Genomic DNA, 24,868 nt, shown 5'->3' with positions numbered 1-24,868 from the left:
CCGTTAACCGTGGCGCTGCATCCCCGGCGTCACCGGGTGCGTCCCGCCCCGCTCGTGAGAGGGAATCGATGCACCTTTCAGCCGAACGAATACGGAGAACCGCTGTCACTGGGGCGGCCATTGCCGTCGTCCTGTCCCTGACCGGTCTGCCCGGTGCGGCCGGCGCGGCGCCAACCCCGTCCGGTCCGTCCCCGGCGGGCGCGGGAATACTGCCCGCGCCGAAGCAGTCGGCCCCGTCGATGCTGACGCTGATCACCGGTGACAAGGTCGCCGTGACGACCGGAGCCGACGGCAAGCAGGCCGTTGACGTCGTTGCCGCGACGGATGCGTCGAAGCACTTCCAGATCTCCAGCGGGCAGGACGGGGACCTCTACGTCATCCCCGAGGACGCGCTGAACGCCGTGTCCGCCCAGATCGTGGACCGCGAACTCTTCAACGTCACCCAGGCGTTGAAGGACGGCTACGGCGACGCGAAGACCGATGCCGTGCCGGCCATCGTCGACTTCCGGGGCAAGGGGTCCGCCGCGGGTCTCCGGCAGCAGGCCGAGGCTCTGCCCGGCACCGAGGACGAACGCACCATGCCGCGCCTCGGCCTGGCGGCGGTGCACGTCGACAAGAGTGCGGCCAAGGATTTCTGGCGCTCCGTCAGGCCGACGGCCGGCAAGGCCAGGAGCGGATCGGACGCGATGGTTCCCGGCACCGCCGGAGTGACCAAGCTCTGGTACGACGGCCGGGCCAAGGCCACCCTGGACCAGAGCGTGCCCCAGATCGGCGCCCCCGAGGCGTGGGCGAAAGGCTTCGACGGCAAGGGTGCGAAGGTCGCGGTCCTGGACACCGGCGCCGACCTGAACAACGCCGACATTACGTCCCGTATCACCGCCAGTCAGAGCTTCGTCCCCGGCGAGGCGGTCCAGGACGGCCACGGTCACGGTACGCACGTCGCCTCCACGATCGCGGGCAGCGGCGCCAACTCCGGCGGCACGTACAAGGGCGTCGCTCCCGGCGCCGACCTCCTCGTCGGCAAGGTGCTCGCCAACGCGGGCAGTGGCCCGGTGTCGGGGATCCTGGAGGGCATGGACTGGGCGGTCGCCCAGGGCGCCGACGTCGTCAGCATGAGCCTCGGAGCCAAGGCCACCGCCCCGGGTGGGGATGTGCTCACCAACGCCGTGGACTCACTCAGCGCCTCCTCCGGCACCCTGTTCGTCATCGCGGCAGGCAACGACGGCAAGGACGGCCAGTCGACACTCGGCACCCCGGGCATCGCCGACGCCGCGCTCACCGTCGGCGCCGTCGACAAGTCCGACGCCCTGGCCAGCTTCTCCTCCCGCGGCCCGCGCCTCGGCGACATGAAGATCAAGCCGGAGATCACCGCCCCCGGTGTGAACATCGTCGCCGCCCGTGCCGCAGGTACGACCATGGGCACCCCGGTCGACGCCCACTACACGGCGGCCAGCGGTACGTCCATGGCGACCCCGCACGTCGCGGGTGCCGCGGCGATCCTGGCCCAGCACCACCCCGACTGGTCCGGTGAGCGCATCAAGGAGGAGCTCACCGCCCACTCCAAGAAGTCGGACAATTACACGCCCTACCAGCAGGGTTACGGCCGCGTCGACATCCCCGCCGCCCTGGATCCCGCGCTGGACCTGTCGGGTACGGGCGACTTCGGTCTGGTCAAGTGGCAGAAGACGTACGAGAAGGAGACCCGCACCGTCACCATCCACAACTCCACCTCGTCCGCGGCCACGCTGGACTTCGCCGCCTCGGTCAAGGACGCCGACGGAACCGCGCTCCCCGGCGGCGCGCTGACCCTGTCGGGACCCGACGTGACCGGTGGCAAGGTCACCGTCCCGGCCGGCGGCAACAGTGAGGTGACCGTCACCCTCGACCCGAACGGGCTGAAGGCCGGCCAGTTCAGCGGCTACATCACCGCGACCGGAGCCGACGGCGAGTCGGTGCACACCCCGGTCGGCTTCGTGATGTCCGGCGCGCTCACGGTCAAGTTCACCGACCGGTTCGGCAAGACCCCCGGACGGGTCCAGCTGACGCTCCACGGCATGGACAACCGCACCTTCCAGAACATCTCCCTGCGTGGTCAGGGCTCCACGACCGTCACGTTGCCCGCCGGCGCGTACTCCGTCGAGGGCGTCACCTACACGGAAGCCCCCGGCGACCCGACCCGCACCTACGCGATCGACGGCTTCTCCATCCCCGACATCGACGTCACGGACCAGGACGTGACCCGCAGTGTCGACGGCACCAAAGCGACCGACTTCACCGTGAAGGTCACCGGTGAGAAGCGCCCGCTGGAGAACGCCTCGTGGATGATGCTCGTCGACCGCAGCGACGGAGCCGGCGGTCACCACGTCACCCTCGGCGAAGCCGGTCTCATCAACGGTTCCGATGCGAAGATCGGTGCCGTGCCCACCGCGCGGCCCACCACTGGTGACCTGCATCTGTTCAACGCCCTCACCCAGCGCGAGCCGATCACGCAGCTCAGCGTCACCAGCCCCGAGCGCATCTCCGTCCCCGTGGTGACACCCGGGTTCGCCCAGCGCTTCGAGGGCACGAAGGGCCTGCGGCTGGCCGACGCGGGCAGCGGAACCGCCGAGGGCATCGCCGCTGCCGACCTCAAGGGCCGGGCCGCGCTCATCACCGTGGCCAACCTGCGCAAGATGGACGACGAGGTGCGCCGTGCCGCGGCCGCCGGGGCCACCGCCGTGATCGCAGTGCCCGCGGGGCAGGGTCCGTTGTTCAACGGGTCGCTCGCCGCCGACCAGACCATCCCGGTCGCCATCGCGAGCCACGACAACGGCGAGAAGCTGCGCACCCTGCTCGGCAAGGGGAAGGGCAAGGGCAAGGTCTCCATCGCCCTCAAGGGTGTTCTCGAGTCCGGCTACACCTACCACATGCCGCTCGGCACGAGCGGCATCCCGGCCGACCTGACCAGGACCGTGGACGCCGCCGACTTCGCCAGGGTCCGCAACGCCTACCACGCCGACGGCGTACGTCACCAGGGCGAAGAAACCCTGCACAGTTGGGCCCCGGGCCAGCCGACCTCGTTTCGTGCCGGCCAGCCCCTCAACATGGGCGCCACCAGGGACGACTACCGGCTGGCGGGCTCCAACCTCGCGTACAACCAGGTGGTGTACCCCAGCACGGCGTACCGGGCGTACATGACGGGCCCCTTCCGTGCCACGTACCCGACTGCGGGCAAGACCTACCGGGAGAGCTGGCTTGCCGCGCCGACGCACCCGCCGATGGAAGACCCGTCGATCTGCGCCTTCTGCCGCAGCGACGTCTGGACCCGGACCACGGGGACCATCGCAGGCGACAGCGACCCGGCCCACTCGCTGGTGGCCACGCCCCCCACCCTCACCAACACCTGGACGTTCTACCGCAACGGTGAGCAGATCACCGACACGTCCAAGCTGATGGTTCCGGAGAAGGCCCAGTACCGGTTCGTCCAGGAGGTCGCCCGGGACAAGGACTACCTGGGCGTCACGCTGGGCGGCAAGGTCCGCACGGAGTGGAACTTCGCCTCGGCGGCGCCGACCACCATGGCCGTCAAGGACTGCGAGAAGTACTCGCCCAAGCCCACCGTCTGCGAGTCCCTGCCGGCCGTCATGCTCGGTTACGACGTCCCTCTGGACATCCTCAACCAGGCGCCGGCGGGCCGCCCGTACACCTTCACCGTGAACGCGGGCCGGCCCAAGGGCTGGTCCGGGTCCACCGCGATGGCCGGCGCCAAGGTCTCCGTCTCGTACGACGACGGCGCCTCCTGGAAGAACGCCGAGATCAAGCGCACGGACGACAACTCCTTCCGGGTGTCGGTACACCACCCGAAGCTGTCGCACACCAACGGGTACGTGACCCTGCGGACCGAGGTGTGGGACGCCGCGGGCAACCGCACCGTCCAGACCGTCAACCGGGCGTACGCGCTGAAGTAGGGCATACGCCGAAGCTCCCTGGACCGGGGCCGCCGCCTTCCGCTCACCGCGGGGGACGGCGGCCCGCTTCCGTACAGGCTTGGCTCAGGCTTAGCTCGCATACAGAGCTAAAATGGACAGATGGCGGCGGGTGACCTCCCTGATGAGCTCGCCGGACTCCTGCCCCGCATCCAGAGGCTCGCCCGGCGACGCCTGTGGAGCGGCCTGCCGGCACCCCGGCTGCGCGGTGCGCACGCCGAACTGCTGCGGCTGGTGGCCGACCGACCCGGCATCCGCATCTCCACGGCCGCACACAGTCTCTGTCTCGCGCCCAATTCGGTCAGCACCCTGGTGAACCACCTCGTCGCCGAAGGACTGCTGCGACGGGAGAAGGACCCCGGAGACGGACGTGCCGCGCTGCTGTATCCGACTCCCGCAGGGGTCGGGAGGCTGCGCGACTGGCACGTCCGCCGCGAGGCACTCTTCCGCGAACATCTGGCCGGACTCGACGCGGCCGACCGGTCGGCCATCGCCGCCGCACTCCCGGCCCTGCACGGACTCGCCGCCTCGCTGCGCGAAGGGGATGAGATCGCGTGACCACGGAAACCGTCCCCGCCCTCAACTGCACCGGCCTGAGCTACAGCTTCGGCGACGCGAAGGCCGTCGACGGCCTGGATCTGCTGGTCGGCCCGGGGGAGGTGTTCGGCCTCCTGGGCCCCAACGGCGCGGGCAAGACCACCACGATGCGTGCGATCACCACACTCCTGCCCGTACCGCCCGGCGTCATCGCGGTGTTCGGCCACGACGCGGCCCAGCACAAGATGGCGGTACGGCGCCTGCTCGGCTACGTACCGCAGCAGCTGTCGGCCGATGCGAGCCTCACCGGCCGGGAGAACGTCCAGCTCTTCGCCCGCGTCTTCGACGTGCCCCGCCGCCAGCGCGCCGCGAGGGTCTCCCAGGCGCTGGACGCGGTCGGCCTCGGCGATGTCGCGAACCGGCTCGCCACCACGTACTCCGGCGGCATGGTCCGCCGCCTCGAACTCGCGCAGGCCCTGGTCAGCGCGCCCCGGCTGATGATTCTTGACGAGCCCACCATCGGCCTGGACCCGATCGCACGGGACAGCGTCTGGGACCGCATCACCGAGATACGGGTCGGCACCGGCATGACCGTGCTGGTCACCACGCACTCCATGGACGAGGCCGACCAGCGCTGCGACCGGCTCGCCCTGATGCACCTCGGCAGACTCCGCGCGCTCGGCACCGCCGCCGAGTTGAAGAACGAGCTCGTCGCCCACCGCCGGGAATCCGGCGAGACGGGCCTGCCACCGCCGTCCCTGGAGGATGTCTTCCGGTACCACTCCGGACGCGGACTGGACGACCCCGGCTTCGGTTCCGACGAAGGGAAAGGAGCGTTCCGAGATGTCCGCCGTACCCGTCGCACCGCATCCCGCCTCGGCTGAGTCCGGCCCGCCCGACCAGCGCTTCGCGCTGCTGCTGACCCCGCCGCCGCCTCGCACCGCCTGGCGCGTCGTACCGGCGAGAGTGGCCGCGATGTGCGCCGTCGAACTCCAGAAGCTGCTCCACGACCGCACCGAGATCTACACCCGCGCCGTCCAGCCCGCCCTCTGGCTGCTGATCTTCGGCGAGACCTTCTCCCGTATCCACGCCATCCCCACCGGGGGCGTTCCCTATCTCGACTTCCTCGCGCCCGGCATCATCGCCCAGTCGGCCATGTTCATCGCGATCTTCTACGGCATCATGATCATCTGGGAGCGGGACTCCGGCGTCCTCACCAAACTCATGGTCACTCCCACGCCCCGTACCGCCCTGGTGACGGGCAAGGCCTTCGCCGCCGGGGTGAAGGCGGTGATCCAGGCCGCGGTCGTCATTGTGATCGCCGCCCTGCTGGGCGTAGGCATGACGTGGAACCCGCTGCGGCTGCTCGGTGTCGTGCTGGTGGTCGTGCTCGCCTCGGCGTTCTTCTCCTGCCTGTCGATGACGATCGCCGGGATCGTCCTCACCCGCGACCGGCTGATGGGCATCGGCCAGGCCATCACGATGCCGCTCTTCTTCGCCTCGAACGCGCTCTACCCGGTCGCGCTGATGCCCGGCTGGCTCCAGGCCGTCAGCAGGGTGAACCCGCTGAGCTACCAGGTCGACGCCCTGCGCGGACTGCTCATCGGCACCCACGCCCACCTCGGCCTCGACCTCGCGGTCCTCGCCTTCGCGGCACTGGTCGGCATCGTCGCCGCCGGTTCGCTGCTGGGCCGCCTCGCCCGCTGAGCGGTCAGGAATGGGTCAGCCGCAGCGGTCCTACTGCGCGGCGTACGGGAGGAAGTCCGCCCAGGCGGCGGGGGAGAGGGTGAGGACGGGGACGGTCAGTCTTGCCGGACTGGAACTCCGCCTCGTGCCCGGCGGCTGGGACAACCAGCTGTGGCGCCTCGGGGGCGAGCCGGCCGTACGCCTGCCGCGCACGCCACGCGCCGTCGCTTCTGCGCAACGAGCAACGGTGGCTGCCGGTCCTGGCTCCGCGCCTTCCGCTCCCGGTCCCGACACCTGTGAGAATCGGTGAACCGTGGGCAGGCGCGGCTTCGCGGTTCTTCGACGCGTACGAGAACGCGGACGAGGCGACGATCCGGCGCGCACGCGGGTGGGGCCGTCCTCCGCAGCATCTCCCTCATCGGCATCGGCCAGGCCTGGGAACGGGGCCTCCCCGACGGCCGGCCCGGGGGCTCGCGGGCCGGACGGCGCTCGATCGCGTTCTGGCTCCGGCTGAAGGCGCTCCCGCATCCCCGGTCGCCGCGACGTACTGGATGTCGCCCACCCGATGAGCCCCACGTCCTCGCCTCACCACCACACGAACCACACCCCGCGCCACGCCCTCATCGGCCTGCCGTGATACCTGAGCCCAAGCCCGGCAGCACCCCTCACCTCGAACCGAACGTGACAGAAGGGCCCCCAACTGTCACGTCGCCACGAGACCTTGCGGGTCATGCCCAGGTCCGGGGCATGAAGCCGTGACCGGCGGAGGGCTGAGTCGTCGACGCACCCCTGTCGCCCGGACACCCGGGCGCCTCACCGGTTCAAAACCATGTGGAAGGGCCCGGCGCCGACGGACATGATGGCGGATTGACTTCCTCCCCCTCGTGAACGAGGGGGATTCCTACGGCTCGCGCCGTGGGAGTTTCTGCTTCGTCGCCGACTGCCCGCCCGGAGAACTCCGTTGAGGCCTTACACCAGCTCCACAGACTGTCACCGCCAGCCCGGCGGCCAAAAGGTTCTTCGCTGCGTTCACGTCCCGGTCGTGGGTCGTTCCGCAGTCGCACGTCCAGGTACGGACGTTCAGCGGCATCCTCTCGGCGAGGGTGCCGCAGGCGGAGCACAGCTTGGACGAGGGGAACCATCGGTCGACGGCGATCACCTCGCGCCCGTACCAGGCAGCCTTGTACTCCAGCATGGAGCGGAACTCGCTCCAGCTCGCGTCCGAGATGGCTCGGGCGAGCGTGTGGTTCTTGACCATGTTGCGCACGGTCAGGTCCTCGATCACGAGCGTTTGGTTTTCACGCACGAGCCGAGTGGACAGCTTGCGGGCCCCGCGGAGGTCGTCATCCGCAAGACCCGGGACGACGGTTTCCACGAGACGCCGCTGGGCGGCCTGTTGAACGATTCCGGGGTGCGGGCGCTCGCCATCTGCGGTGTGATGTCCGAGATATGCGTCCAGGCGACCGCCCGTACGGCGCTGGCGCTGGGATACCGGGTCGTCATGCCGCACGACGCCCACGCGACGCACGACATCCCCGCCGCACCGGGGATCAGCGACGCGGTCCCGGCCGCCGCGGTCTCCCGGGTCGCCGAATGGGCTCTCGGCAGCGAGCTGGAGGTCGTCGCGCACGCCGCGGATGTCGCGTTCGCGGCCCCGCCCCGGCGGCGCTGACGCGCCAAAACACGGGCGGGGAAGGGGGGTTGGACGCCCGCCGCTCGTGAGACGGTCGGCTCGTTCGGGGAACCGCTGGGCTCGGTCCTGTCGTCCTCACGCGCGCCCCCATGTGGGCCCCACCCCATTCGCGGACCCAAGGAGAAGCATGAGCGTTGACGGCAGCACGCGATCCCGGAGCGGCAGCCGAAGCAGCGGCGGCACCGTTTCCTCGACGCGGCGCGGTTCTCGTACGGCTCTCCTGGACTGCTCGAAGGCGGTGCTCGCCCTCGCACTTGTCCTGGGGGCCGCCACCGCCTGCAGTCAGTCGTCCGACAGCGGGAGTCACGAGGCCAAGGACTGGAAGGTCGGCGACTGTGCGGGGCCCGACCACAGCGAGTCGAAGGACGGCTACCAGGCCATGGACTGCGACGACTCCAAGGCGACGATCAGGGCTCTCGTCATCAAGAACGGTGCCATCTTCGCCGATTCCATCCAGTGCCCGGCCGGGACGGACGCGATCATCTCGGTGAAGGTCGCCATCGGCACCAGTGACGCGAGCGCCGGAATCCCCAGCAAGACCATCTGCGGCCGCAACCTCTCCGGCGACCACCCCGGCGACGCGGGCGCGGGCGGCGGCCAGTTGGTGAAGGGCGACTGCGTGGACGATCAGGCCAAGGAAGTCCCCTGCGGCAGCGGGGGCAGCGGTGTGAGCAAGGTGCTCGACCTGACGAAGACGGCCAAGGAATGCCCGCCCGGGACCGACAACCCCCTGGAGCTGTTCCCGAGCCCGGGCAGGCCGTACAACGCGATCTGCACCACCAAGGCCTGACGGTCCGGGTCACGCCACGGCCGGTGAGGCCCGCGCTTCACCGGCCGTGCGGTGCCTTCGTGTCGTCTTACGACACCGGGTCCGGGGTACGGCCCTCACCGGCACCGGCACTGCGGAACAGGGCCGTCCAGAGGAACGGCTCGCCGAAGTGCGGGGACTCGGACGGTTCGTCGTGCATGCGGCGCAGTTCGATCTCCGTCAGGCCGGCGAAGATCCGGCGCAAGGACTCCGGCGTGTAGGCCAGGCCGCCGTGGAGGCCTCCGGTCTGTTCGTAGAAGGAGGCGTCGGGGAGTTCGGAGCCCATGCCCCTCTCGCCGGCCGCGAAGCAGGCGAGGGCGAAGTGGCCGCCGGGGGCGAGGACGTTGTCGAGGAGGCCGAGGTAGCTGATGCGACGGTGCGGCGGCAGGTGGTGGAAGCAGCCGGAGTCGTAGATAAGGTCGTACGGGCCGGTCAGCTCCACCCCCGCGAGGACGAAGGCGTCGCCGCAGTGGAACCGTACGCCGGCCCCCGCCTCCCGCGCGCGGTCCTCGGCCCAGGCGATGGCCCCCGGGGACAGGTCCACCGCGTCGACCTCGAACCCCAGGGACGCGAGGTGGAGGGCGTTACGGCCCGGGCCGCAGCCCAGATCCAGGGCGCGGCCCGGGGCGATCAGGCCGCGGTCCACGTACGAGACGAGGCTCTCGTCGGGCTTCGCCACGAAGAACGGAACCGGCTTCGTCCGGTCCGCGTAGAAGCTGTCCCACCAGGGGGCCCCGTCGGCCGTCCAGCGGTCGGACTCCCGTGCGAACAGGCCGTCCAGAAGCCTGAGTACGTCGTCCATCGTGTGTATGTCGCGGTCCACGCGGCCCCCCGTCCCGGAGGGTGAAATCGTAGATCCGCTCGGCTCCGGAGCACAGTTCCGCACCCGTCGACGGCGGTCGTCCGAGGTCGTGGGCGAGCGCCTGATGGCCTCGTGTCGGCGATGTCGCATCCCCCCTCATGTGTGGGCTCTTCGGGGGTGAGGGTGCCCGCCGAGCGGCGGGAAGGGGGTTGTTCCGGCTCCCCCAGAGGCTGTTTCTTTCGCGGTGTGCCGCGTTCCGTGTTCCGCTTGTGCGCCGGTCCAGGGCCGAGGAGTTGACGCCGTAGTAGCAACGGTTCGATGGGCATTCGGACTTGACCGAGGCGTTACCCTCCGCGTGGCCGAGCGCGTGGCGGACACCCCACCGGCCGGGCAGAGCGTGGAGAGTGGGGGCAGCGGTACGGACGACGAAGGAGGATCGATGGTGGGTGTCGTGGCGAGCCAGCGGAACGGGGGACCCGGACAGGCCATGGAGGGGCCGGGGGCGCGGGACCGACTCCTGCGCGCCGGGCGCCAGTTGTTCGCCGCGTACGGGTACGCGCACACGAGCGTCGAGGCTCTGTGCGAGCAGGCGAAGGTGCCCGTCCATATCTTCCGGCAGGAGTTCGTCTCGCGGGAGGTGCTCCTGATGGCGATCTACGACGAGGTCGCGACCCACGGGCTGCGCGCCGCCGAGAACGCCCTGATGGCCGAGGGGATGGAGGACTGTCCGACGGCGCGCCGGGTCCGGCTGCTCTTCGACGCCTATGTGAAGGCCGTCACCGAGGACCCGTGCGCGGCCAGGGTGGCGTTCGTCGAGGTGCTGGGGGTGAGCAGGGAGGTGGACAACCACCTCGCGACCTGGCGGGCGATGTGGATCGAGTTCCTGACCTCCGAGGCCGAGCGGGCCGTGCGACGGGGCGAGGCGGTGCCGAGCGACCACGCCGTGACGGTCACGGTGCTGAACCACTCGGTGGACGAACTCATGGCCCACCACGGCCGCCGGCCCCGGCAGGTCGACGCCGCATGGCTGACCGATGAGCTGACCCGGCTCTCGCTGGCCATGATCCTGTCGTCCTGACACACCCCGTTGCCGGGACGGCAAACACCGGACGGCGAATAATAGGGAGATGGAAGAAGACGGACAGCGCCCGGCGCACGTCGAGCGTACGGACGACGAGATCTCGACCGTCCTGACCGGCGTCGGGCCGAGGCTGCGCGCTCTGCGTCAAGAGCGCGGCACGACGCTGGCACAGCTCAGCGAGACGACCGGGATCTCCCTCAGCACCCTCTCGCGCCTGGAGTCGGGCGGCCGTAAACCCACGCTCGAACTGCTGCTGCCGCTGGCCAAGGCGTACGGGGTGCAGTTGGACGAACTCGTCGGCGCCCCGGCCACCGGCGACCCGCGCATCCACTTCCGCCCCTTCACCCGGGACGGCATGACCTTCGTGCCCCTGACCCGGCACCTCGGCGGGCTGCACGCGTACAAGCAGATCCTGCCCGGCGGGCGCGGGGCCACGGGTCCGCTGGAGCAGCGGGTGCACGAGGGATACGAGTGGGTGTACGTACTGGCGGGGCGGCTGCGGCTGGTGCTGGGTGAACACGATCTGGTGCTGACGGCCGGTGAGGTCGCCGAGTTCGACACGCGTACGCCCCATGCGTGGGCCAGTGCCGGGCCCAGGCCGGTCGAATTCCTCAGCCTGTTCGGGGAGCAGGGGGAGCGGATGCACGTGAGGGCCCGGCCCGCGGGGCGGTGAGGTGGTGCGAACGCCGTGCGGGGCAGGGCTCAGGGGCGGAACGGCCGCGCTGGGCAGCGTTCAGAGGCGGAGGCCCGGCGGGAAGCCCGTCCAGCACAGCTCGTCGGGCAGGTGCCGCATGTCGTTGCAGATCAGGACCGACGCGGGGCGATCAGGGCTGTAGCGGATGACCGTCAGCGACGCGTTGCCGTGATTCAGCCCGAGCCGGCGCCATTCCGGTGCGGCCATGGCGTCCCGTACGGGCCGCCCACGCCCCACGCCTGGTGCATCGCGTCGGCGTAGGCGGCCGCCAGTTTGTGTTCGCCGGTGGGGCCGGGGTGCGTCCCGTCGTACGTGTCCCGGTGGATGTCGTATCCCGGTGGGCGGGAGGCCAGCAGGATCGGGGACATCGGGTCGTCGAGGTCGGCGACGGCCTTCGCCAGGAGTTCGTTGAAGCGGTCGCACTCGGCGGCGAACGGGGCGTCCGACTCGGCCCGTACGTTCGGTATCACGGGCAGGAGCACCATCTTGACGTGCGGGTTCGCGGTGCGGGCCGCCGTGATGAACGCTCTTGCGTTCAGGGCGGTCTGACCGCTGTCCGTGTAGAACCCGAGGTCTATCAGGCCGAGCGAGACGAGCAGGATGTCCGTGCGGTGCTCGGTGACCGTGTCGGCGATCACCGGGGCCATGTGCAGCCAGCCCTCGCCCCAGCCGGCCAGATGGGCACGGGCCTCGGCGGGGAAGTCCGGTGCGCCGTACTCGTAACTGACGGGGCTGTCCGCCCCGGTGTCGTACAGCTCGCTGCGCGGGCCGACGATCGCGAACGGGGCGCCGAGGGTGGAGGCGAGGTGCTGCCACATCCGGTAGCGCCAGGTGAAGTCGCCGGCGCGGCCGATCGTCATGGAATCGCCGACAAACGTGAAACGCATGGCGTCATCATCGCGGATCACCCCTGCGACCTGCGACGTGACGATGGACACTGGCGTCATGCCTTCGTACCTGACTGTGTCCGGAGCCGTCGCGCTGCTCCTCCTCGCCGGGGCGGCTCCGGCCGTGGCCGGAGACGGGGCCGATCAGAGCTTCACGATCGAGGACCCCCGGATCACCGAGTCCAGCGGCCTCGCGGCGAGCCGCGCCCACCCCGGCATCTACTGGACGCACAACGACAGCGACGACGGCCCGTACGTCTACGCCGTCGACTCCCGCACCGGGAAGACCGTCGCGACGATCACGATGCGCGGGGTGGGGCGGCCGCGCGACGTGGAGGCCATCTCGCTCGGGCCCGACGGCAATCTGTACGTCGGTGACATCGGCGACAACCTGAACGGCAGCTGGGACCACGTCTGGATCTACCGCTTCCCGGAACCGAAGCAGCTGCGGGACGCGACGGTCGACGCCACACAGTTCGATGTGACGTACGCGGACGGCCCGCGCAACGCCGAGGCGCTGATGGTCCACCCCACGACCGGGCGGGCCTACATCGCGTCGAAGAACGAGGACGGCGGCAGACTGTACGAGGGCCCCGCGAAGCTCACCACCGGCGCCACCAACGTCTTCCGGCGGGTGGGGGAGGTGCCGTGGGTGACGGACGGGGCGTTCTCGCCGGACGGTAAGGAGCTGGTGCTGCGCTCGTACTTCAGCGCCCGTGGGTACGCCTTCGAGAACGGCAGGCTCGGCGCCGACCACGCGGTCCGCGCACCGCTGCAGCGGCAGGCCGAGTCGGTGACGTACACGGCGGACGGCTCGGCGCTGATGTTCGGCTCGGAGGGGAAGCGGAGCGACGTGGTGCGGGTGGACGTGGACGGAAGCGGAGGCGGAAGCGGAGGCGGGGACGGCGGGAAGTCGCCGTCCCGGGGCGGCGACTCGTCGGCGTCGTCCGCCGGGGCGAAGGACGGAGAGGTGAAGGGGACGACCCTGACCGGTGTGCTGGTGCTCGCGGGGATCGGCGTCCTGGTGTTCATGGGGCGGCGGCGGAAGGGGAACTGACGTTCCGGTCCGCCACGGTGCGCATAGGATCGGGCAGTTATGGAGAACCGAATGATTCCCGGACCCGGGCCCTTCGCCACCGCCCGGCTGGACGCGCTGCCGCTGCGGGTCGCGTACGCGGACGAGATGGCCGCGGTGCTGGACGACCCGGCCCTGCACACCTACACCGGAGGCACCCCGGAGACCGCCGACGAGCTGCGGGCCCGCTACGAACGCCAGACCGCCGGTTCGCCGGACCCCGGGGTGGGCTGGTGGAACTGGGTGCTGCGCGTACGGGACGAGGGCTGCCTGGCCGGTTACGTACAGGCGACGGTGAACGAGCAGGACGCGGAGGCGGAGATCGCCTGGGTGGTCGGAACGCGGTGGCAGGGACTGGGATACGCGAAAGAGGCCGCGGTGGGTCTGGTCGCCCACCTCGCGGGGGTGCGGGAGGTCCGTACCGTCGTCGCCCATGTCCATCCGGACCATGACGCCTCCGCCGCCGTGGCCGCCGCGGCGGGGCTGGTGCCCACGGAGGAGTGGTGCGACGGCGAACGGCGCTGGGAGCGGGGCGGAGTGGGCTGACGCAGACCCGGCGTTGTCAGTGGCGGTTGCGAGGATGACATCCGCCGGTGGAGAGCACCGGCGGATGCCACTTGCGGAGGGGACCTCATGGGCACCTGGGACACCGGCCATTTCGACAACGACACCGCTGCGGACTTCTCGGGAAGGCTGGACGACGCCCCGGAGGCCGAGCGGGCGACGTTGATCCGTGCCGCACTGAACGCCGTGATCGAGGCGCCGGACTACGAAGGGGAGGTCGCGGTCGCGGCGGCCGCTCTGGTCGGATCCCAGTGTCCGGGCGGGGAGGCCGTGACCACCGCCTACGGCCCCGACAAGCCGCTGCCCCCGCTCCCGGCGGACCTGCGCCCCCTCGCGGTGAAGGCCCTCGACGCGGTGCTGGGCGAATCCTCGGAGCTGCGCGAGCTGTGGGAGGAAGCGGGGGACAAGGAGTGGGCGCAGGGCGTGGCCCGGCTCCGTGAGGTCCTGGCGGCGGCCGGCTGATCAGCTCCGGGGGCGGCCGGCCCGGATCAGCTCGGCGACATCGAGGGTCACCAGGGCGCCGATCGAATCGGGCAGCGTGGCCATCTGCCCGGGGGCGTACACCTGGTGGCTGTCGTAACCGCCGCCCATGGGCTCGGTCAGGACATGCACCCGGCCGTGCTTGCGGTCGACGATCACATAGACCGGGATCTTTGCCTCGGCGTAGGCGGCGACCTTGTTGCGCAGGTCGTTGTTGTAGTTGCTGGAGGTGACCTCCAGCACGAGGCGGAAGATGGCGGGGTCGTAGCAGTTGTTCTCGATCAGATGCTCGTCGCGGTCGGCGTCGACGATCGCCAGGTCGGGGATGGCGTAGTCCTCGGGGCCGCCCGGGAGCCACAGGCCGATGCCCTGAAGGACTCTGGTCTCCTTGCCGTGGAGGCCCGCTGCCAGGAAGGGAATCGTGAGCGTGGTGAGTGCATCTGCGTGCGGGCCGTCCGGGGGTGGGGCCACGGTGATGACGCCTCCGATGATCTCGACGCGGTAACCCGGGTGCTGCTCCATGAGGCTGTTGGCCGTTTCGAGCAGCGATTCCGGCTCACCGTCACAGGGGTGCTCGACTGCTGCTGCAGACATTGCGGGCCTCCTGAAGGGGTGATGTCGAGGCCATCATCGTAGGACGATCCGGCCGCCCGCGCCGGGAAGCCGTTCCGCCACCCGGTCGAGTGAACGACGAAGGGCCCCGCGCACAGGCGGGGCCCTTCCTGTTCGTACGGGTACTCGTTACAGCTTCTCGATCGCGTAGTCGATGCAGGCCGTCAGCGCCTGGATGTCCGACGGGTCGATCGCCGGGAACATCGCCACGCGCAGCTGGTTGCGGCCCAGCTTGCGGTACGGCTCGGTGTCGACGATGCCGTTGGCGCGCAGCACCTTGGCGACGGCCGCGGCGTCGATCTCGTCCGCGAAGTCGATCGTGCCGATGACCTGCGAGCGCTTCGCCGGGTCGGCGACGAACGGGGTCGCGTACTTCGACTCCTCCGCCCAGCCGTACAGGTTCCGCGCCGAGGCGGCCGTGCGGCCGACCGTGAAGTCCAGGCCGCCCTGGGTGTTCATCCACTTCAGCTGCTCGTTGAGGAGGAAGAGCGTGGCCAGGGCCGGGGTGTTGTACGTCTGGTTCTTGAGGGAGTTGTCGATCGCCGTGGGCAGGCTGAAGAACTCCGGGATGTGCCGGCCCGACGCGTGGATGCGCGCGGCGCGTTCCAGGGCCGCCGGGGAGAAGACGCCGATCCAGAGGCCGCCGTCGGAGGCGAAGGACTTCTGCGGGGCGAAGTAGTAGACGTCCGACTCGGTGATGTCGACCGGCAGGCCGCCCGCGCCGGAGGTGGCGTCCACCAGGACCAGGGAGCCCTCGTCGGCGCCCGCGACGCGCTTGACCGGCGCGGCGACACCGGTCGAGGTCTCGTTGTGCGTGAACGCGTAGACGTCCACGCCCGCCTCGGCGCTCGGCTCCGGGTGGGTGCCCGGGTCGGAGGCGATCACGGTCGGGTCGGCCAGCCACGGGGCGAGCTTGGCGGCCTTCGCGAACTTCGACGAGAACTCGCCGAAGGTGAGGTGCTGGGACTTCGTCTCGATGAGTCCGTGCGTCGCGATGTCCCAGAAGGCGGTGGAGCCGCCGTTGCCCAGGATCACCTCGTATCCCTCGGGGAGGGAGAAGAGGTCGCGCACGCCCTGACGCACCGCGCCGACCAGGTTCTTGACCGGGGCCTGGCGGTGGGACGTACCGAGAAGAGACGTACCGGTGGCGGCCAGCGCGTCGAGCGCCTCCGTCCGCACCTTCGAAGGACCGGCGCCGAAGCGTCCGTCGGCGGGCTTGATGTCAGCGGGAATCTGGATATCGGCCACGAACCGGAGCGTAGTACCTCAAGGACGGGGTCGAGGACCGTGTCCGTCGGATGAGACACCCACTCCGGCTCGTGGACCACATCGAACGGCGGATCAGCCCAGCTCGACCGGCAGGTCGTACAGGTCGTTCTGGGTGACGATCGGTTTGTTCCGCAGCTCGGACGCCGGAACGGCGAGCTCCAGATCCGGGAACCGTTCGTACAGCGCGGGCAGAGCCACCCCCGCCTCCAGCCGGGACAGCGCCGCACCCGGGCAGACGTGCGGGCCGTGGCCGAACGCGATGTGGCGGTTGGGGGAGCGGGTGATGTCGAAGTCACCGGCCGTCGGCCCGTACTGCGCCTCGTCGCGGCCGAGCGCGCCGAAGGAGACGATCAGCGCCTCGCCCTTGGGCAGGACCTTCTCGCCCACCTCGATGTCCTGCGTGGCGAACCGGATCAGCACGTGAGAGGTGGGCGTGTTCCAGCGCAGCGTCTCCTCGATCACGTTCTCCCACGGCACCTCCCCGCTCAGCACCTGCTTGCGCTGCTCGGGGTGGGTCTGGAGTGCGGCGACCGCGTTGACGACGAGGCTGATCGTGGTCTCGTGACCGGCCGCGATGATCAGCTGGAGGGTGTTGACGATCTCCTCGTCGGTGAGGTGGTCGCCGTCCTCCGAGGCCGCGATCAGGGCGCTGGTGAGGTCGTCGCCCGGGTTCTCCCGCTTGGCGTCGACGATCTTCGTGAAGAGCGCGGTGAGGTCTGCCATCATCTGCGGGACCTCCTCGGGCGGCGTCTGCGTCGAGAAGAACTTCTCGAAGAGCTCCTTCAGCCGCGGGTGGTCCGCGCTGTCCACGCCCATCAGCTCGCTGATCACGTTCATCGGCAGCGGGTACGCGAACTCCGCCTTCAGGTCGACCTTCTCGCCCTCGGGCAGCGCGGCCAGCCGGTCCAGGCTCGCCGTGGTCAGTGCCTCGATGCCGGCCCGCAGCCGCTCCACCCGCTTCACGGTCAGTGCCTGCGCGACCAGGGTGCGCAGCCGGCGGTGGTCCGCGCCGTCGACCGTGAGCATGGAGCGGCCCGGGTTGGCGAGCCCGATCAGCGGCCAGTCCATCGGTATCTCGCCGCGCTGCCAGGCGCCCCAGACGTTGATGTCCTTCACGAGCCGGCTGTCGGTGAGCAGCTGCCGTGCCTCCGCGTGGTGGGTGACCGCGTAGCAGTGCACCCCGCCCGGCAGTTCCACCTCGGCGAGCGGGCCCGCGGCCCGCAGCCGGGCGCTCTCGCCGTCGAGGTCGGTGACGAAGGGGTCGAGGGCGATCCGGGTCATCTCTGGCCTCCGAGGGCGGTTTTGAGGGTGCTTCCGATGGTGGTTCCGAGGGCGGGCGTGGGCGTGAAGACCACCGGCAGGTCCGTCAGACCCCGCAGCCACGGGGACGGGCGCCGGGTGAGCTGCTCGGCGGGGACGGCGAGGTCGATGTCCGGGAGCCGGTCCAGCAGCACCTCGATGCCGGTACGGGCGATGACCTCGGCGGTCTCCTGGGCCGGGAACGGGCAGCGGTGCTCGCCGTGGCCGAAGGAGAGGAACGCGTTGTTGCCGCCGGTCAGCGCGGAACCGTCGGTACGGACCTGCGGGTCCGCGTTGGCGGCGGCGATGCCCAGCAGCAGCAGGTCGCCCGCCTGGATGTGGCGCCCGCCGAGGCGGGTGTCGCGCGACACCCAGCGGCCCGCCACGTTCTGCGTCGGAGTGTCCTCCCAGAGCACCTCGTTCATGGCCTCGGCGACGCTGTGCCGGCCGCCCGAGAGGGAGGCGGCGAACCGGTCGTCGGTGAGCATCAGCCGCAGCGAGTTGCCGATCCAGTCGGCGGTCGGCTGGTGGCCCGCGGCCATCATGACCATCAGGTCCTGGGCGACCTCCTCGTCGGTGAAGCCGCCGGTGTCGGCGAGCATCCGTGTCGCGACGTCGTCGCCGGGCGCGGCGTGCTTGTCGACCAGCAGCTGGACCATGGACGAGGCGAGGTGCTGCTGCCCGGCCAGCGCCCGCTCCCGGCCGTCGATCATGTCGTTGATCGAATCGACGAGCTCCGCGCCGACGGTGTTGCTGAAGCCGTAGATCTTCGCCAGGACGAGGGCGGGGAGCAGCATCGCGTACTCGGCGATGATCTCCGTCCCGCCCGTGGAGCAGAACCGGTCGATGAGCCCGTCGGCGAACTCCTCGGCGTACCGCTTCAGGGCGAACGGGTTCACGGACTCCAGCGCGTTGCTGATCATCGCGGCGCGCTCGGTGTGCCGGGGGCCGACCGTGTAGAGGATCGACGGCTGCTTGCGGCCGATCATCGGCAGCAGCGGCCAGTCGTCGGGGATGCGGTCCCACTGGTTCCACAGGCCGGAGTCGCGGCTGAACAGCACCGGGTCACCGGTGACCTGGTGCAGCTCGCGGTAGCCGAGCACCAGCCAGGCGGGTACGTCGCCGTCGAGGACGACGGGCGCCACGGCACCGTGGTCGCGGCGCATCTCCCGGTACAGCCGGGTCGGTTCGGTCTGGAACCGGGGGCCGGAGAGCGGAGCGCGGCCCTGGGACACGGGACAGCCGGCGGGTGGCGCCGGGGGCTGGGTCACGAGGTGGGCTCCGGGGTCTTCGCCGGCGTGATCTCCGGACCGGCGGCGGACGGGGTGGCGGCCTTGCGCTGCGAGAGGGCGTGCAGGTGCTCGACCAGCGTGATCAGTACGTACTTGCTGGACGAACGGTCCCGGGCGTCGCACTCCACCAGGGGCACGTCGTCCGAGAGGTCGAGCGCCTCGCGTATCTGCTGTTCGGTGTGGAGCGGGCCGCCGAAGTCGTTGCACGCCACGATGAACGGCGTGCCGTGGTGCTCCAGGCGGTCGATCGCGTACCAGGAGTCGGCGAGCCGGCGGGTGTCGACGAGGACGACGGCGCCGAGCGTGCCCGAGAACAGCCGGTCCCACAGGAACCAGAACCGTTCCTGGCCCGGGGCGCCGAAGAGGTACAGCACCGAGCGTTCGTCGAGCGAGATCCGGCCGAAGTCGAAGGCGACGGTCGTGGACGTCTTCGCGTGCACACCGTCGAGGTGGTCGACGGCCTCGCCCGCGCGGGTCATGGTCTCTTCCGTGTTCAGCGGACGGATCTCGCTGACGGACCGGACCATGGTGGTCTTGCCGACCCCGAAGCCGCCGACGACAACGATCTTCAGTCCGTTGTCGGCCGTCGGCCGCAGGGCGGCACGGTCAGAGGTTGCGGAGTCCAACGAGCACCTGTTCCAGGATGTCGGGGTCGGGGAGCCGGTCCGCGACACGGGCGGTACGGGGGTGGCGGGCGCTGATCCGGCCGGTGTCCAGCAGATCGGACAGCATGATCCGGACGATGCTGACGGGCAGGCCGAGGCCCGCCGCGATCTCCACGACCGCGGTGGGCCGGGTGCACATCCGCAGGATCGTGACGTGCTCCGACTGCATGCCGGGGGCCGGCTCGCACTCGGAGACCACCAGCGTCACCAGGTCGAACGCGTCCGAATCGGACCGGCTGCGGCCACCGGTGAGGGTGTACAGCCGGTCCGGGGTGTCGTCCCGGCCGGGGCGGGGGCGAGTCATACGGATGCGGTCGCGTCGGCTGCGGTGGCCGAGGGGGAGCGCGGCGGGGCGCTCAGGTGCTCGCCGAGCTGCTCGACGAGTTCGCTCATGTTGTGGCCGATGAGGCCGACGTCGGCCTCGTCGGAGGCGACGACCGCGAGATGGGCGCCCGCGCCCGCCTCGACGATGAACAGCACACCGCCGTAGAACTCCGCCATCGCGGACCGTACGCCGCCGGTGCCGTCACCGAACTCGACGGACGCGCCGTGCGAGAGGCTCTGGATACCGGCGGAGATCGCGGCCAGCTGATCGGCCTGGTCGACGGAGAGCTCGGGGGTGCGGCACAGCTTGAGGCCGTCCCTGGACAGGACGAGGGCGTGGCGGGTGCCGGGGGTGCGCTCCAGGAGCCCCTCCAGCAGCCAGTTGAGCTTCTCGTCGGTGGTCGCGGTCATCGGGTGTTGCCTTCTTCCGGGTGCGGGGGATTGGGCCGGACAGCCTGGCGGAAGCTGCTGAAGCGGGCTGCCTGTTCCTTGGGGTCGGCGGTACGGGGCCGGGGGGTCGCGGCGCCGTCGGAGTGGGCCTGGGCACGGGCCTCGGCGGCGGCGAGGGTGCGGCCGCGGGGGCGCTTGGGGAGCCCGCTCTCGCCGAACCGGGGGAGGTTGCGGGTGGTCTCGGACGAGGGGGAGTCCGGGGCGCCCGGGGCTTCGGCGGCGGGAGTCGTGAGGGCCGTGGTGGCCGTTCCGTGCGCGGGCTCCGGCTCGGGCATCGGCTCGGACGCCGGGCCGGACGCCGGGCCGGACGACAGCTCCGCGACCGCGACCGGGGGCGGCACCTGCACCGGCACCGCGGCCCGGGTGAGGAGCTCCTGCGGGAGCATCATCAGGGCGCCCGTGCCGCCGCGCGCGGACGGCCGGAACGACACGGTCAGACCGTGCTTGCGGGCCAGCCGGCCGACGACGGCGAGGCCGAGCCGGGTGCCGGAGAGCCCCGTCAGATCCTGGTGGGTGGCCGACACCGCACGCTCGGCGCGGCGCAGCTGCACCTCGCTCATGACCAGGCCGCTGTCCTCGACGGTCAGGACGATGCCGGCCGGTACCTCCTCGACGTACACATGGACCTCGGCCGTGGGCGGCGAGAAGTTGGCGGCGTTGTCGAGGAGTTCGGCGAGTGCGTGCATGACGCCCTCGGCGGCGTGGCCGGCGACCGCGACGTCGCTGGTCGAGTGGAGACGTACCCGCTGATAGCCGCTGATCCGCCCCATCGCGCCGCGCAGGATCGACTCCATCACGATCGGCTTCGCCCAGCGCCGCCCGGAGCGGGCACCGGTCAGCACGGCGATGGAGTCGGCGAGCCGGCCCGCCTGGGCGGTGCGGTGGTCGAGATGGAGCAGATCGCCGAGCACGTCCTCGGCGGAGTGCCGGTGCTCCATCTCGCGCAGGTCGGCGAGCATGCCGGTGGCCAGGGCCTGCATCCGGCCGGCGGCGTTGGCGCAGGCGACGATCGCGGCGGAACGCTCGGTTTCGCTGCGGGCCGCGCGGGCGGTGAGCCGCTCGACCTCGCCGGTGAACCGTTCGGTGTCGGCGGCGGCCTGCGCGGTGATCCGGGCGGTCTCGGCCTCGGCGGCGGCCTTGATCCGGGCGGTCTCGGCGGTGAACCGCTGGCCCTCGGCCGCGGAGGCGGACACGAGCCGGCTGATCTCGCCGGTGAACCGCTGGGTCTCCGCCGCGAGACGGGCGCGCAAGCGGTTCGCGGTGGCGCGGGCGTGGACGGCGGTGGCCACGGCGGCGGACAGCGCCACGGCGGCGGCGCCCGCACCCCAGGCCGACGTGGTCCGCACCGAGTCGAGGGCGGCGACGATCGCCCACAGGCACAGGGAACCGGTGACGACCAGTGAGATCAGCAGGGCCAGCGCGGTCGGCCGGGATGAGGGGCGCAAGTGGAGTCCTTGGGGGCGGACGGGACGAACGGGGGCTTACGGGGGTTTGCTGGGCAGACGTGGCCTACGGGTCCGACGGGGACAGTTCGGTACGGAGGGGGGTGAACGCGACAACTGGAGCTGATGATTCCCAGACAAGTCGTGGTCATTATATGAGAATTGACGCTCCCTTTGGGAAGTGCTTGTGGCGTTCTCTGTCACGTATGTGACTACGCATCCGACGTATTCCGACGTATTGACGTATTCGTATGGACGTATTCGGGGGACTCGCACGGGTGCGGGCCGCCGGGTGACCGGATCGGCGGCATCCTGGGCCCATGGCCGCACATCAGAAACCGACGGAGCGCGACGCACTCGCACGGGCCCTGCGCACCGCGGTCCGCGGGGAGGTCGATTTCGGCCCCACCGCACGGGCGCTGACGACGATGGACGCCTCCAACTACCGCCGCGTACCGCTCGGTGTCGTCACCCCGCGCGACGCCGACGACGTGGCCGCCGCGCTCGCCGTCTGCCGCGCGCACGCGGTGCCCGTGGTCCCGCGCGGCGGCGGCACCTCCATCGCCGGGCAGGCCACCGGCACCGGTGTCGTCCTCGACCTCACGCGCCACATGCGCAGGATCGTCGAGCTGGACGCCGGGTCCCGTACCGCGGTCGTCCAGCCGGGCGTGATCCTGGACGATCTGCGCACCGCCGCCGCCCCGCACGGACTCACCTTCGGCCCCGACCCCTCCACGCACAGCCGCTGCACGCTGGGCGGCATGATCGGCAACAACTCCTGCGGCGCGCACTCGGTCGCGTGGGGCACCACCGCCGACAACGTGCACGGCCTGACCGTGGCCCGCTACGGCGGCGGCACACTGCGGCTGGGCCGGGAGTCCCCACTGCCCGGAGGGCTATTCGGCCTCCCCGGGTTCATCGCCGCGAACCTCGCCCTCCTGCGTACCGGATTTCCCGAACTCCCGCGCCGCATCTCGGGATATGCCCTGGACGCGCTCCTCCCCGAGCGCGGAACGGACCTCGCCCGCGCCTTCTGCGGCAGCGAGGGCACGCTCGGCGTGGTGACGGAGGCGACCGTACGGCTGGTCGAGGCACCGGCGGCCCGCGCGCTCGCCGTACTCGGTTACGCGGACGAGTCCGCGGCCGCCGAAGCCGCCGCCGGCCTGCTCCCGTACCACCCGCTGACCGTGGAGGGCATGGCCGCCGACCTCGTACGGGAACCGGCCGGGCTGCCGCGCGGCGCGGCCTGGCTCTTCGTCGAGACGGGGGGCGCCACCCCGGCCGAGGCGCGGGCGCACGCCGAGCGCATCCTCCGGGCGGCCGACGCGCAGGCCGGTGCGGTCGTCACCGACCCGGCCGGGCAGCGGTCCCTGTGGCGCATCCGCGAGGACGCGGCGGGCACCGCCACCCGGATGCCGGACGGCACGGAGGCCTGGCCCGGCTGGGAGGACTGCGCCGTACCGCCCGCCCGCCTCGGCCCCTACCTCCGCGACTTCCGCGCCCTGCTCGCCGCCCACGGCCTGCGCGGCACCCCGTACGGGCACTTCGGCGACGGCTGCATCCACGTACGGATCGACTTCGACCTGCTGAACACCGACGGAGTCGCCCGCTTCCGCCGCTTCTCCGGGGAACTGGCGGACCTCGTCGTCGCGCACGGCGGCTCCCTGAGCGGGGAACACGGCGACGGCCAGGCCCGCGCCGAACTGCTCCCGCGCATGTACGGGGACGAACTGGTCGCCCTCTTCTCCCGGTTCAAGGACATCTGGGACCCGGACGGCGGCATGAACCCCGGCATCCTCGCCCGCCCCGCCCGGCTCGACGAGAACCTCCGCTTCGAGGTGCTGCCGAAGCGCCCGGTGGACGTCACGTTCGGCTACCCGCACGACGGCGGGGACTTCTCCTCGGCGGTACGCAGATGCGTGGGCGTCGCCAAGTGCCGTACGGCCGAGCCGGCGGGCGTGGGCGTGATGTGCCCGTCCTTCCGCGCGACCGGCGAGGAGGCCCACTCCACCCGCGGCCGGGCCCGGCTGCTGCACGAGATGCTCGCGGGCGAGGTGATCACGGACGGCTGGCGGTCGACGGAGGTGCGCGACGCGCTCGATCTCTGCCTGTCCTGCAAGGGCTGCCGCAGCGACTGCCCGGCGGGCGTCGACATGGCCACGTACAAGGCGGAGTTCCTGCACCACCACTACCGGGGACGGCTGCGCCCGGCGGCCCACTACGCGATGGGGCGGCTGCCGGGCTGGCTGCGCCTCGCCGCCCCGTTCGCGGGCGTGCTGAACGCGCTGGCCGGGGTGCGCCTCCTCGCCGCCCTCGCCAAGCGGCTGGCGGGCGTCGCACCGGAGCGCGGGATTCCGGTCCTGGCGCGGGAGACGTTCACCCGGTGGCTGAACCGGCGCTGGGGCAAGGGCACGTTCATCTTCTCGAACGACGAGGTGGCCATGGTCTGGCCCGACACCTTCACCGACCACCTCTCGCCCGAGGTGGGCCGGGCGGCGGTGCGGGTCCTGGAGGCGGCGGGCCGCCACGCGATCCCCGCCGGGCGCGGGCTGTGCTGCGGCCTGACCTACGTATCGACGGGCCAGCTCGACAAGGCCCGCAAGGTCATGCGCCGGACCCTGGACCGGATGGGCGTCTGTCTCGGCGACCCGCTCGTCGTCCTGGAACCGAGCTGCGCCGCGACTCTCCGCACGGACCTTCCCGAACTCCTCCCCGACGATCCGCGCGCCACCGAACTCGCGGGGTCGGTAAGGACGTTGGCGCAGTACCTGGAGGAGTACGCCCCCGACTGGCAGCCACCCCGCCTGGACCGCCCGGTCACCGGCCAGACCCACTGCCACCAGCACGCCGTCCTGGGCGACGCGGCGGACCGCCGCCTGCGCGAACGGGCCGGACTGACCGGCGAGTTGAGCGGCGGCTGCTGCGGACTGGCCGGAAACTTCGGCTTCGAGCGCGGCCACTGGGAGGTATCGGCGGCCTGCGCCGAGGAGACCCTGCTGCCGGCGGTGCGGGCCGCGGAGCCCGGCACGGAGTTTCTGGCGGACGGCTTCTCCTGCCGGACGCAGCTGGAGCAGCTGGGCGGCGTACGGGCACGACACCTGGCGGAACTGTTGGCGGAGGGGCTGCCGCCGGAATCGGGCACTCCCTGCGACTGAGAGCCTGTCGGGTGGCCGGTTGATTACGCTGCGATGTAGTCCTCGACGGTGTTGGCTCGTGCGGTCTTGCGGTGGGATTCATGGCTCC

At 71.1% G+C, this 24,868-nt stretch carries 22 protein-coding genes and 3 pseudogenes; 13 read left to right on the top strand and 12 right to left on the bottom strand.

All coding sequences use genetic code 11. The annotated features are described in order from the left end of the window. The first annotated feature begins 68 nt into the window (after positions 1 to 68). The 5 genes and pseudogenes from ACFVV1_RS38995 to ACFVV1_RS38975 form a co-directional block, all read left to right on the top strand. Positions 69 to 3,947, top strand: coding sequence for a S8 family serine peptidase (locus ACFVV1_RS38995; protein WP_389999873.1), 3,879 nt, complete (start codon positions 69 to 71; stop codon positions 3,945 to 3,947). Positions 3,948 to 4,067: 120 nt separating this feature from the next. Beyond that, entirely contained in the window at positions 4,068 to 4,523 is a 456-nt protein-coding gene (locus tag ACFVV1_RS38990) for a MarR family winged helix-turn-helix transcriptional regulator (RefSeq protein ID WP_389999871.1), read from the top strand. Next, the gene (locus ACFVV1_RS38985) at positions 4,520 to 5,386 is read left to right on the top strand and encodes an ABC transporter ATP-binding protein (protein WP_389999868.1); all 867 of its coding nucleotides are present in this window, start codon (positions 4,520 to 4,522) and stop codon (positions 5,384 to 5,386) included. Before ACFVV1_RS38990 ends, ACFVV1_RS38985 begins: the two co-directional genes overlap by 4 nt. After that, positions 5,346 to 6,209, top strand: coding sequence for an ABC transporter permease (locus tag ACFVV1_RS38980; RefSeq protein ID WP_389999866.1), 864 nt, complete (start codon positions 5,346 to 5,348; stop codon positions 6,207 to 6,209). The genes ACFVV1_RS38985 and ACFVV1_RS38980 overlap by 41 nt, the downstream gene beginning before the upstream one ends. Before the next feature lie 79 nt (positions 6,210 to 6,288). Beyond that, a pseudogene (locus tag ACFVV1_RS38975) lies at positions 6,289 to 6,502 on the top strand (phosphotransferase); the annotation flags it as partial. A gap of 587 nt (positions 6,503 to 7,089) precedes the next feature. On the opposite strand, the pseudogene ACFVV1_RS38970 reads toward ACFVV1_RS38975, so the two are convergent. Then, positions 7,090 to 7,512 (bottom strand): annotated as a pseudogene (locus ACFVV1_RS38970) (RNA-guided endonuclease TnpB family protein); the annotation flags it as partial. A gap of 3 nt (positions 7,513 to 7,515) precedes the next feature. Between ACFVV1_RS38970 and ACFVV1_RS38965 the strand changes: the two are divergent. Together ACFVV1_RS38965 and ACFVV1_RS38960 are read left to right on the top strand one after the other, a co-directional pair. Then, positions 7,516 to 7,860, top strand: a pseudogene (locus tag ACFVV1_RS38965) (isochorismatase family protein); the annotation flags it as partial. A gap of 148 nt (positions 7,861 to 8,008) precedes the next feature. After that, complete coding sequence (locus ACFVV1_RS38960) at positions 8,009 to 8,671, top strand: hypothetical protein (RefSeq protein ID WP_389999863.1); 663 nt, start codon at positions 8,009 to 8,011, stop codon at positions 8,669 to 8,671. A gap of 67 nt (positions 8,672 to 8,738) precedes the next feature. Here the strand turns inward: ACFVV1_RS38960 and ACFVV1_RS38955 are convergent, their stop codons facing one another. Next, a complete protein-coding gene (locus tag ACFVV1_RS38955; RefSeq protein WP_389999861.1) occupies positions 8,739 to 9,512 on the bottom strand; it encodes a class I SAM-dependent methyltransferase in 774 nt (257 codons plus the stop codon). A gap of 466 nt (positions 9,513 to 9,978) precedes the next feature. Here ACFVV1_RS38955 and ACFVV1_RS38950 point away from each other — a divergent pair, with 466 nt between their 5' ends. Both ACFVV1_RS38950 and ACFVV1_RS38945 read left to right on the top strand, forming a co-directional pair. Further along, the gene (locus ACFVV1_RS38950; RefSeq protein ID WP_389999920.1) at positions 9,979 to 10,569 is read left to right on the top strand and encodes a TetR/AcrR family transcriptional regulator; all 591 of its coding nucleotides are present in this window, start codon (positions 9,979 to 9,981) and stop codon (positions 10,567 to 10,569) included. Positions 10,570 to 10,618: 49 nt separating this feature from the next. After that, entirely contained in the window at positions 10,619 to 11,245 is a 627-nt protein-coding gene (locus ACFVV1_RS38945) for a helix-turn-helix domain-containing protein (RefSeq protein ID WP_389999858.1), read from the top strand. Positions 11,246 to 11,305: 60 nt separating this feature from the next. On the opposite strand, the gene ACFVV1_RS38940 is transcribed toward ACFVV1_RS38945, so the two are convergent. Continuing rightward, complete coding sequence (locus tag ACFVV1_RS38940) at positions 11,306 to 11,473, bottom strand: hypothetical protein (protein ID WP_389999856.1); 168 nt, start codon at positions 11,471 to 11,473, stop codon at positions 11,306 to 11,308. Continuing rightward, a complete protein-coding gene (locus tag ACFVV1_RS38935; protein ID WP_389999853.1) occupies positions 11,440 to 12,153 on the bottom strand; it encodes a GDSL-type esterase/lipase family protein in 714 nt (237 codons plus the stop codon). Before ACFVV1_RS38935 ends, ACFVV1_RS38940 begins: the two co-directional genes overlap by 34 nt. A gap of 58 nt (positions 12,154 to 12,211) precedes the next feature. On the opposite strand from ACFVV1_RS38935, the gene ACFVV1_RS38930 reads away from it, so the two are divergent. The 3 genes from ACFVV1_RS38930 (at position 12,212) to ACFVV1_RS38920 (ending at position 14,254) form a co-directional block, all read left to right on the top strand. Then, complete coding sequence (locus tag ACFVV1_RS38930; protein WP_389999851.1) at positions 12,212 to 13,210, top strand: WD40 repeat domain-containing protein; 999 nt, start codon at positions 12,212 to 12,214, stop codon at positions 13,208 to 13,210. Between the two features lie 51 nt (positions 13,211 to 13,261). Continuing rightward, complete coding sequence (locus ACFVV1_RS38925) at positions 13,262 to 13,774, top strand: GNAT family N-acetyltransferase (protein ID WP_389999848.1); 513 nt, start codon at positions 13,262 to 13,264, stop codon at positions 13,772 to 13,774. Positions 13,775 to 13,861: 87 nt separating this feature from the next. Then, positions 13,862 to 14,254 (top strand): DUF4259 domain-containing protein, encoded by a 393-nt coding sequence (locus ACFVV1_RS38920; RefSeq protein WP_389999845.1) that lies wholly within the window; start codon positions 13,862 to 13,864, stop codon positions 14,252 to 14,254. Here ACFVV1_RS38920 and ACFVV1_RS38915 read toward each other — a convergent pair whose 3' ends face one another. The 8 genes from ACFVV1_RS38915 to ACFVV1_RS38880 all read right to left on the bottom strand — a co-directional run bounded on the left by ACFVV1_RS38915 (position 14,255) and on the right by ACFVV1_RS38880 (position 21,628). After that, entirely contained in the window at positions 14,255 to 14,866 is a 612-nt protein-coding gene (locus ACFVV1_RS38915; RefSeq protein WP_389999842.1) for a Uma2 family endonuclease, read from the bottom strand. Between the two features lie 147 nt (positions 14,867 to 15,013). Next, complete coding sequence (serC, locus tag ACFVV1_RS38910; RefSeq protein WP_389999839.1) at positions 15,014 to 16,132, bottom strand: phosphoserine transaminase; 1,119 nt, start codon at positions 16,130 to 16,132, stop codon at positions 15,014 to 15,016. A gap of 93 nt (positions 16,133 to 16,225) precedes the next feature. Continuing rightward, positions 16,226 to 17,434 (bottom strand): cytochrome P450, encoded by a 1,209-nt coding sequence (locus ACFVV1_RS38905; RefSeq protein ID WP_389999836.1) that lies wholly within the window; start codon positions 17,432 to 17,434, stop codon positions 16,226 to 16,228. Further along, entirely contained in the window at positions 17,431 to 18,723 is a 1,293-nt protein-coding gene (locus ACFVV1_RS38900) for a cytochrome P450 (RefSeq protein WP_389999833.1), read from the bottom strand. The genes ACFVV1_RS38905 and ACFVV1_RS38900 overlap by 4 nt, the downstream gene beginning before the upstream one ends. Next, positions 18,720 to 19,370, bottom strand: coding sequence for an ATP/GTP-binding protein (locus ACFVV1_RS38895; protein WP_389999830.1), 651 nt, complete (start codon positions 19,368 to 19,370; stop codon positions 18,720 to 18,722). The genes ACFVV1_RS38900 and ACFVV1_RS38895 overlap by 4 nt, the downstream gene beginning before the upstream one ends. After that, on the bottom strand, positions 19,351 to 19,713 hold the full coding sequence (locus ACFVV1_RS38890) for a DUF742 domain-containing protein (protein WP_389999827.1): 363 nt from the start codon (positions 19,711 to 19,713) through the stop codon (positions 19,351 to 19,353). The genes ACFVV1_RS38895 and ACFVV1_RS38890 overlap by 20 nt, the downstream gene beginning before the upstream one ends. Next, positions 19,710 to 20,144, bottom strand: coding sequence for a roadblock/LC7 domain-containing protein (locus tag ACFVV1_RS38885; protein WP_389999824.1), 435 nt, complete (start codon positions 20,142 to 20,144; stop codon positions 19,710 to 19,712). Before ACFVV1_RS38885 ends, ACFVV1_RS38890 begins: the two co-directional genes overlap by 4 nt. Continuing rightward, positions 20,141 to 21,628, bottom strand: coding sequence for a sensor histidine kinase (locus tag ACFVV1_RS38880; RefSeq protein ID WP_389999822.1), 1,488 nt, complete (start codon positions 21,626 to 21,628; stop codon positions 20,141 to 20,143). The genes ACFVV1_RS38885 and ACFVV1_RS38880 overlap by 4 nt, the downstream gene beginning before the upstream one ends. 317 nt (positions 21,629 to 21,945) lie before the next feature. On the opposite strand from ACFVV1_RS38880, the gene ACFVV1_RS38875 reads away from it, so the two are divergent. Next, complete coding sequence (locus tag ACFVV1_RS38875) at positions 21,946 to 24,780, top strand: FAD-binding and (Fe-S)-binding domain-containing protein (RefSeq protein ID WP_389999819.1); 2,835 nt, start codon at positions 21,946 to 21,948, stop codon at positions 24,778 to 24,780. The last annotated feature ends 88 nt before the right edge of the window (positions 24,781 to 24,868 follow it).

It is taken from the genome of Streptomyces sp. NPDC058092 (assembly GCF_042884935.1).
Taxonomy (GTDB): Bacteria; Actinomycetota; Actinomycetes; order Streptomycetales; family Streptomycetaceae; genus Streptomyces.
This window is presented reverse-complemented; position numbering and strand designations above follow the sequence as displayed.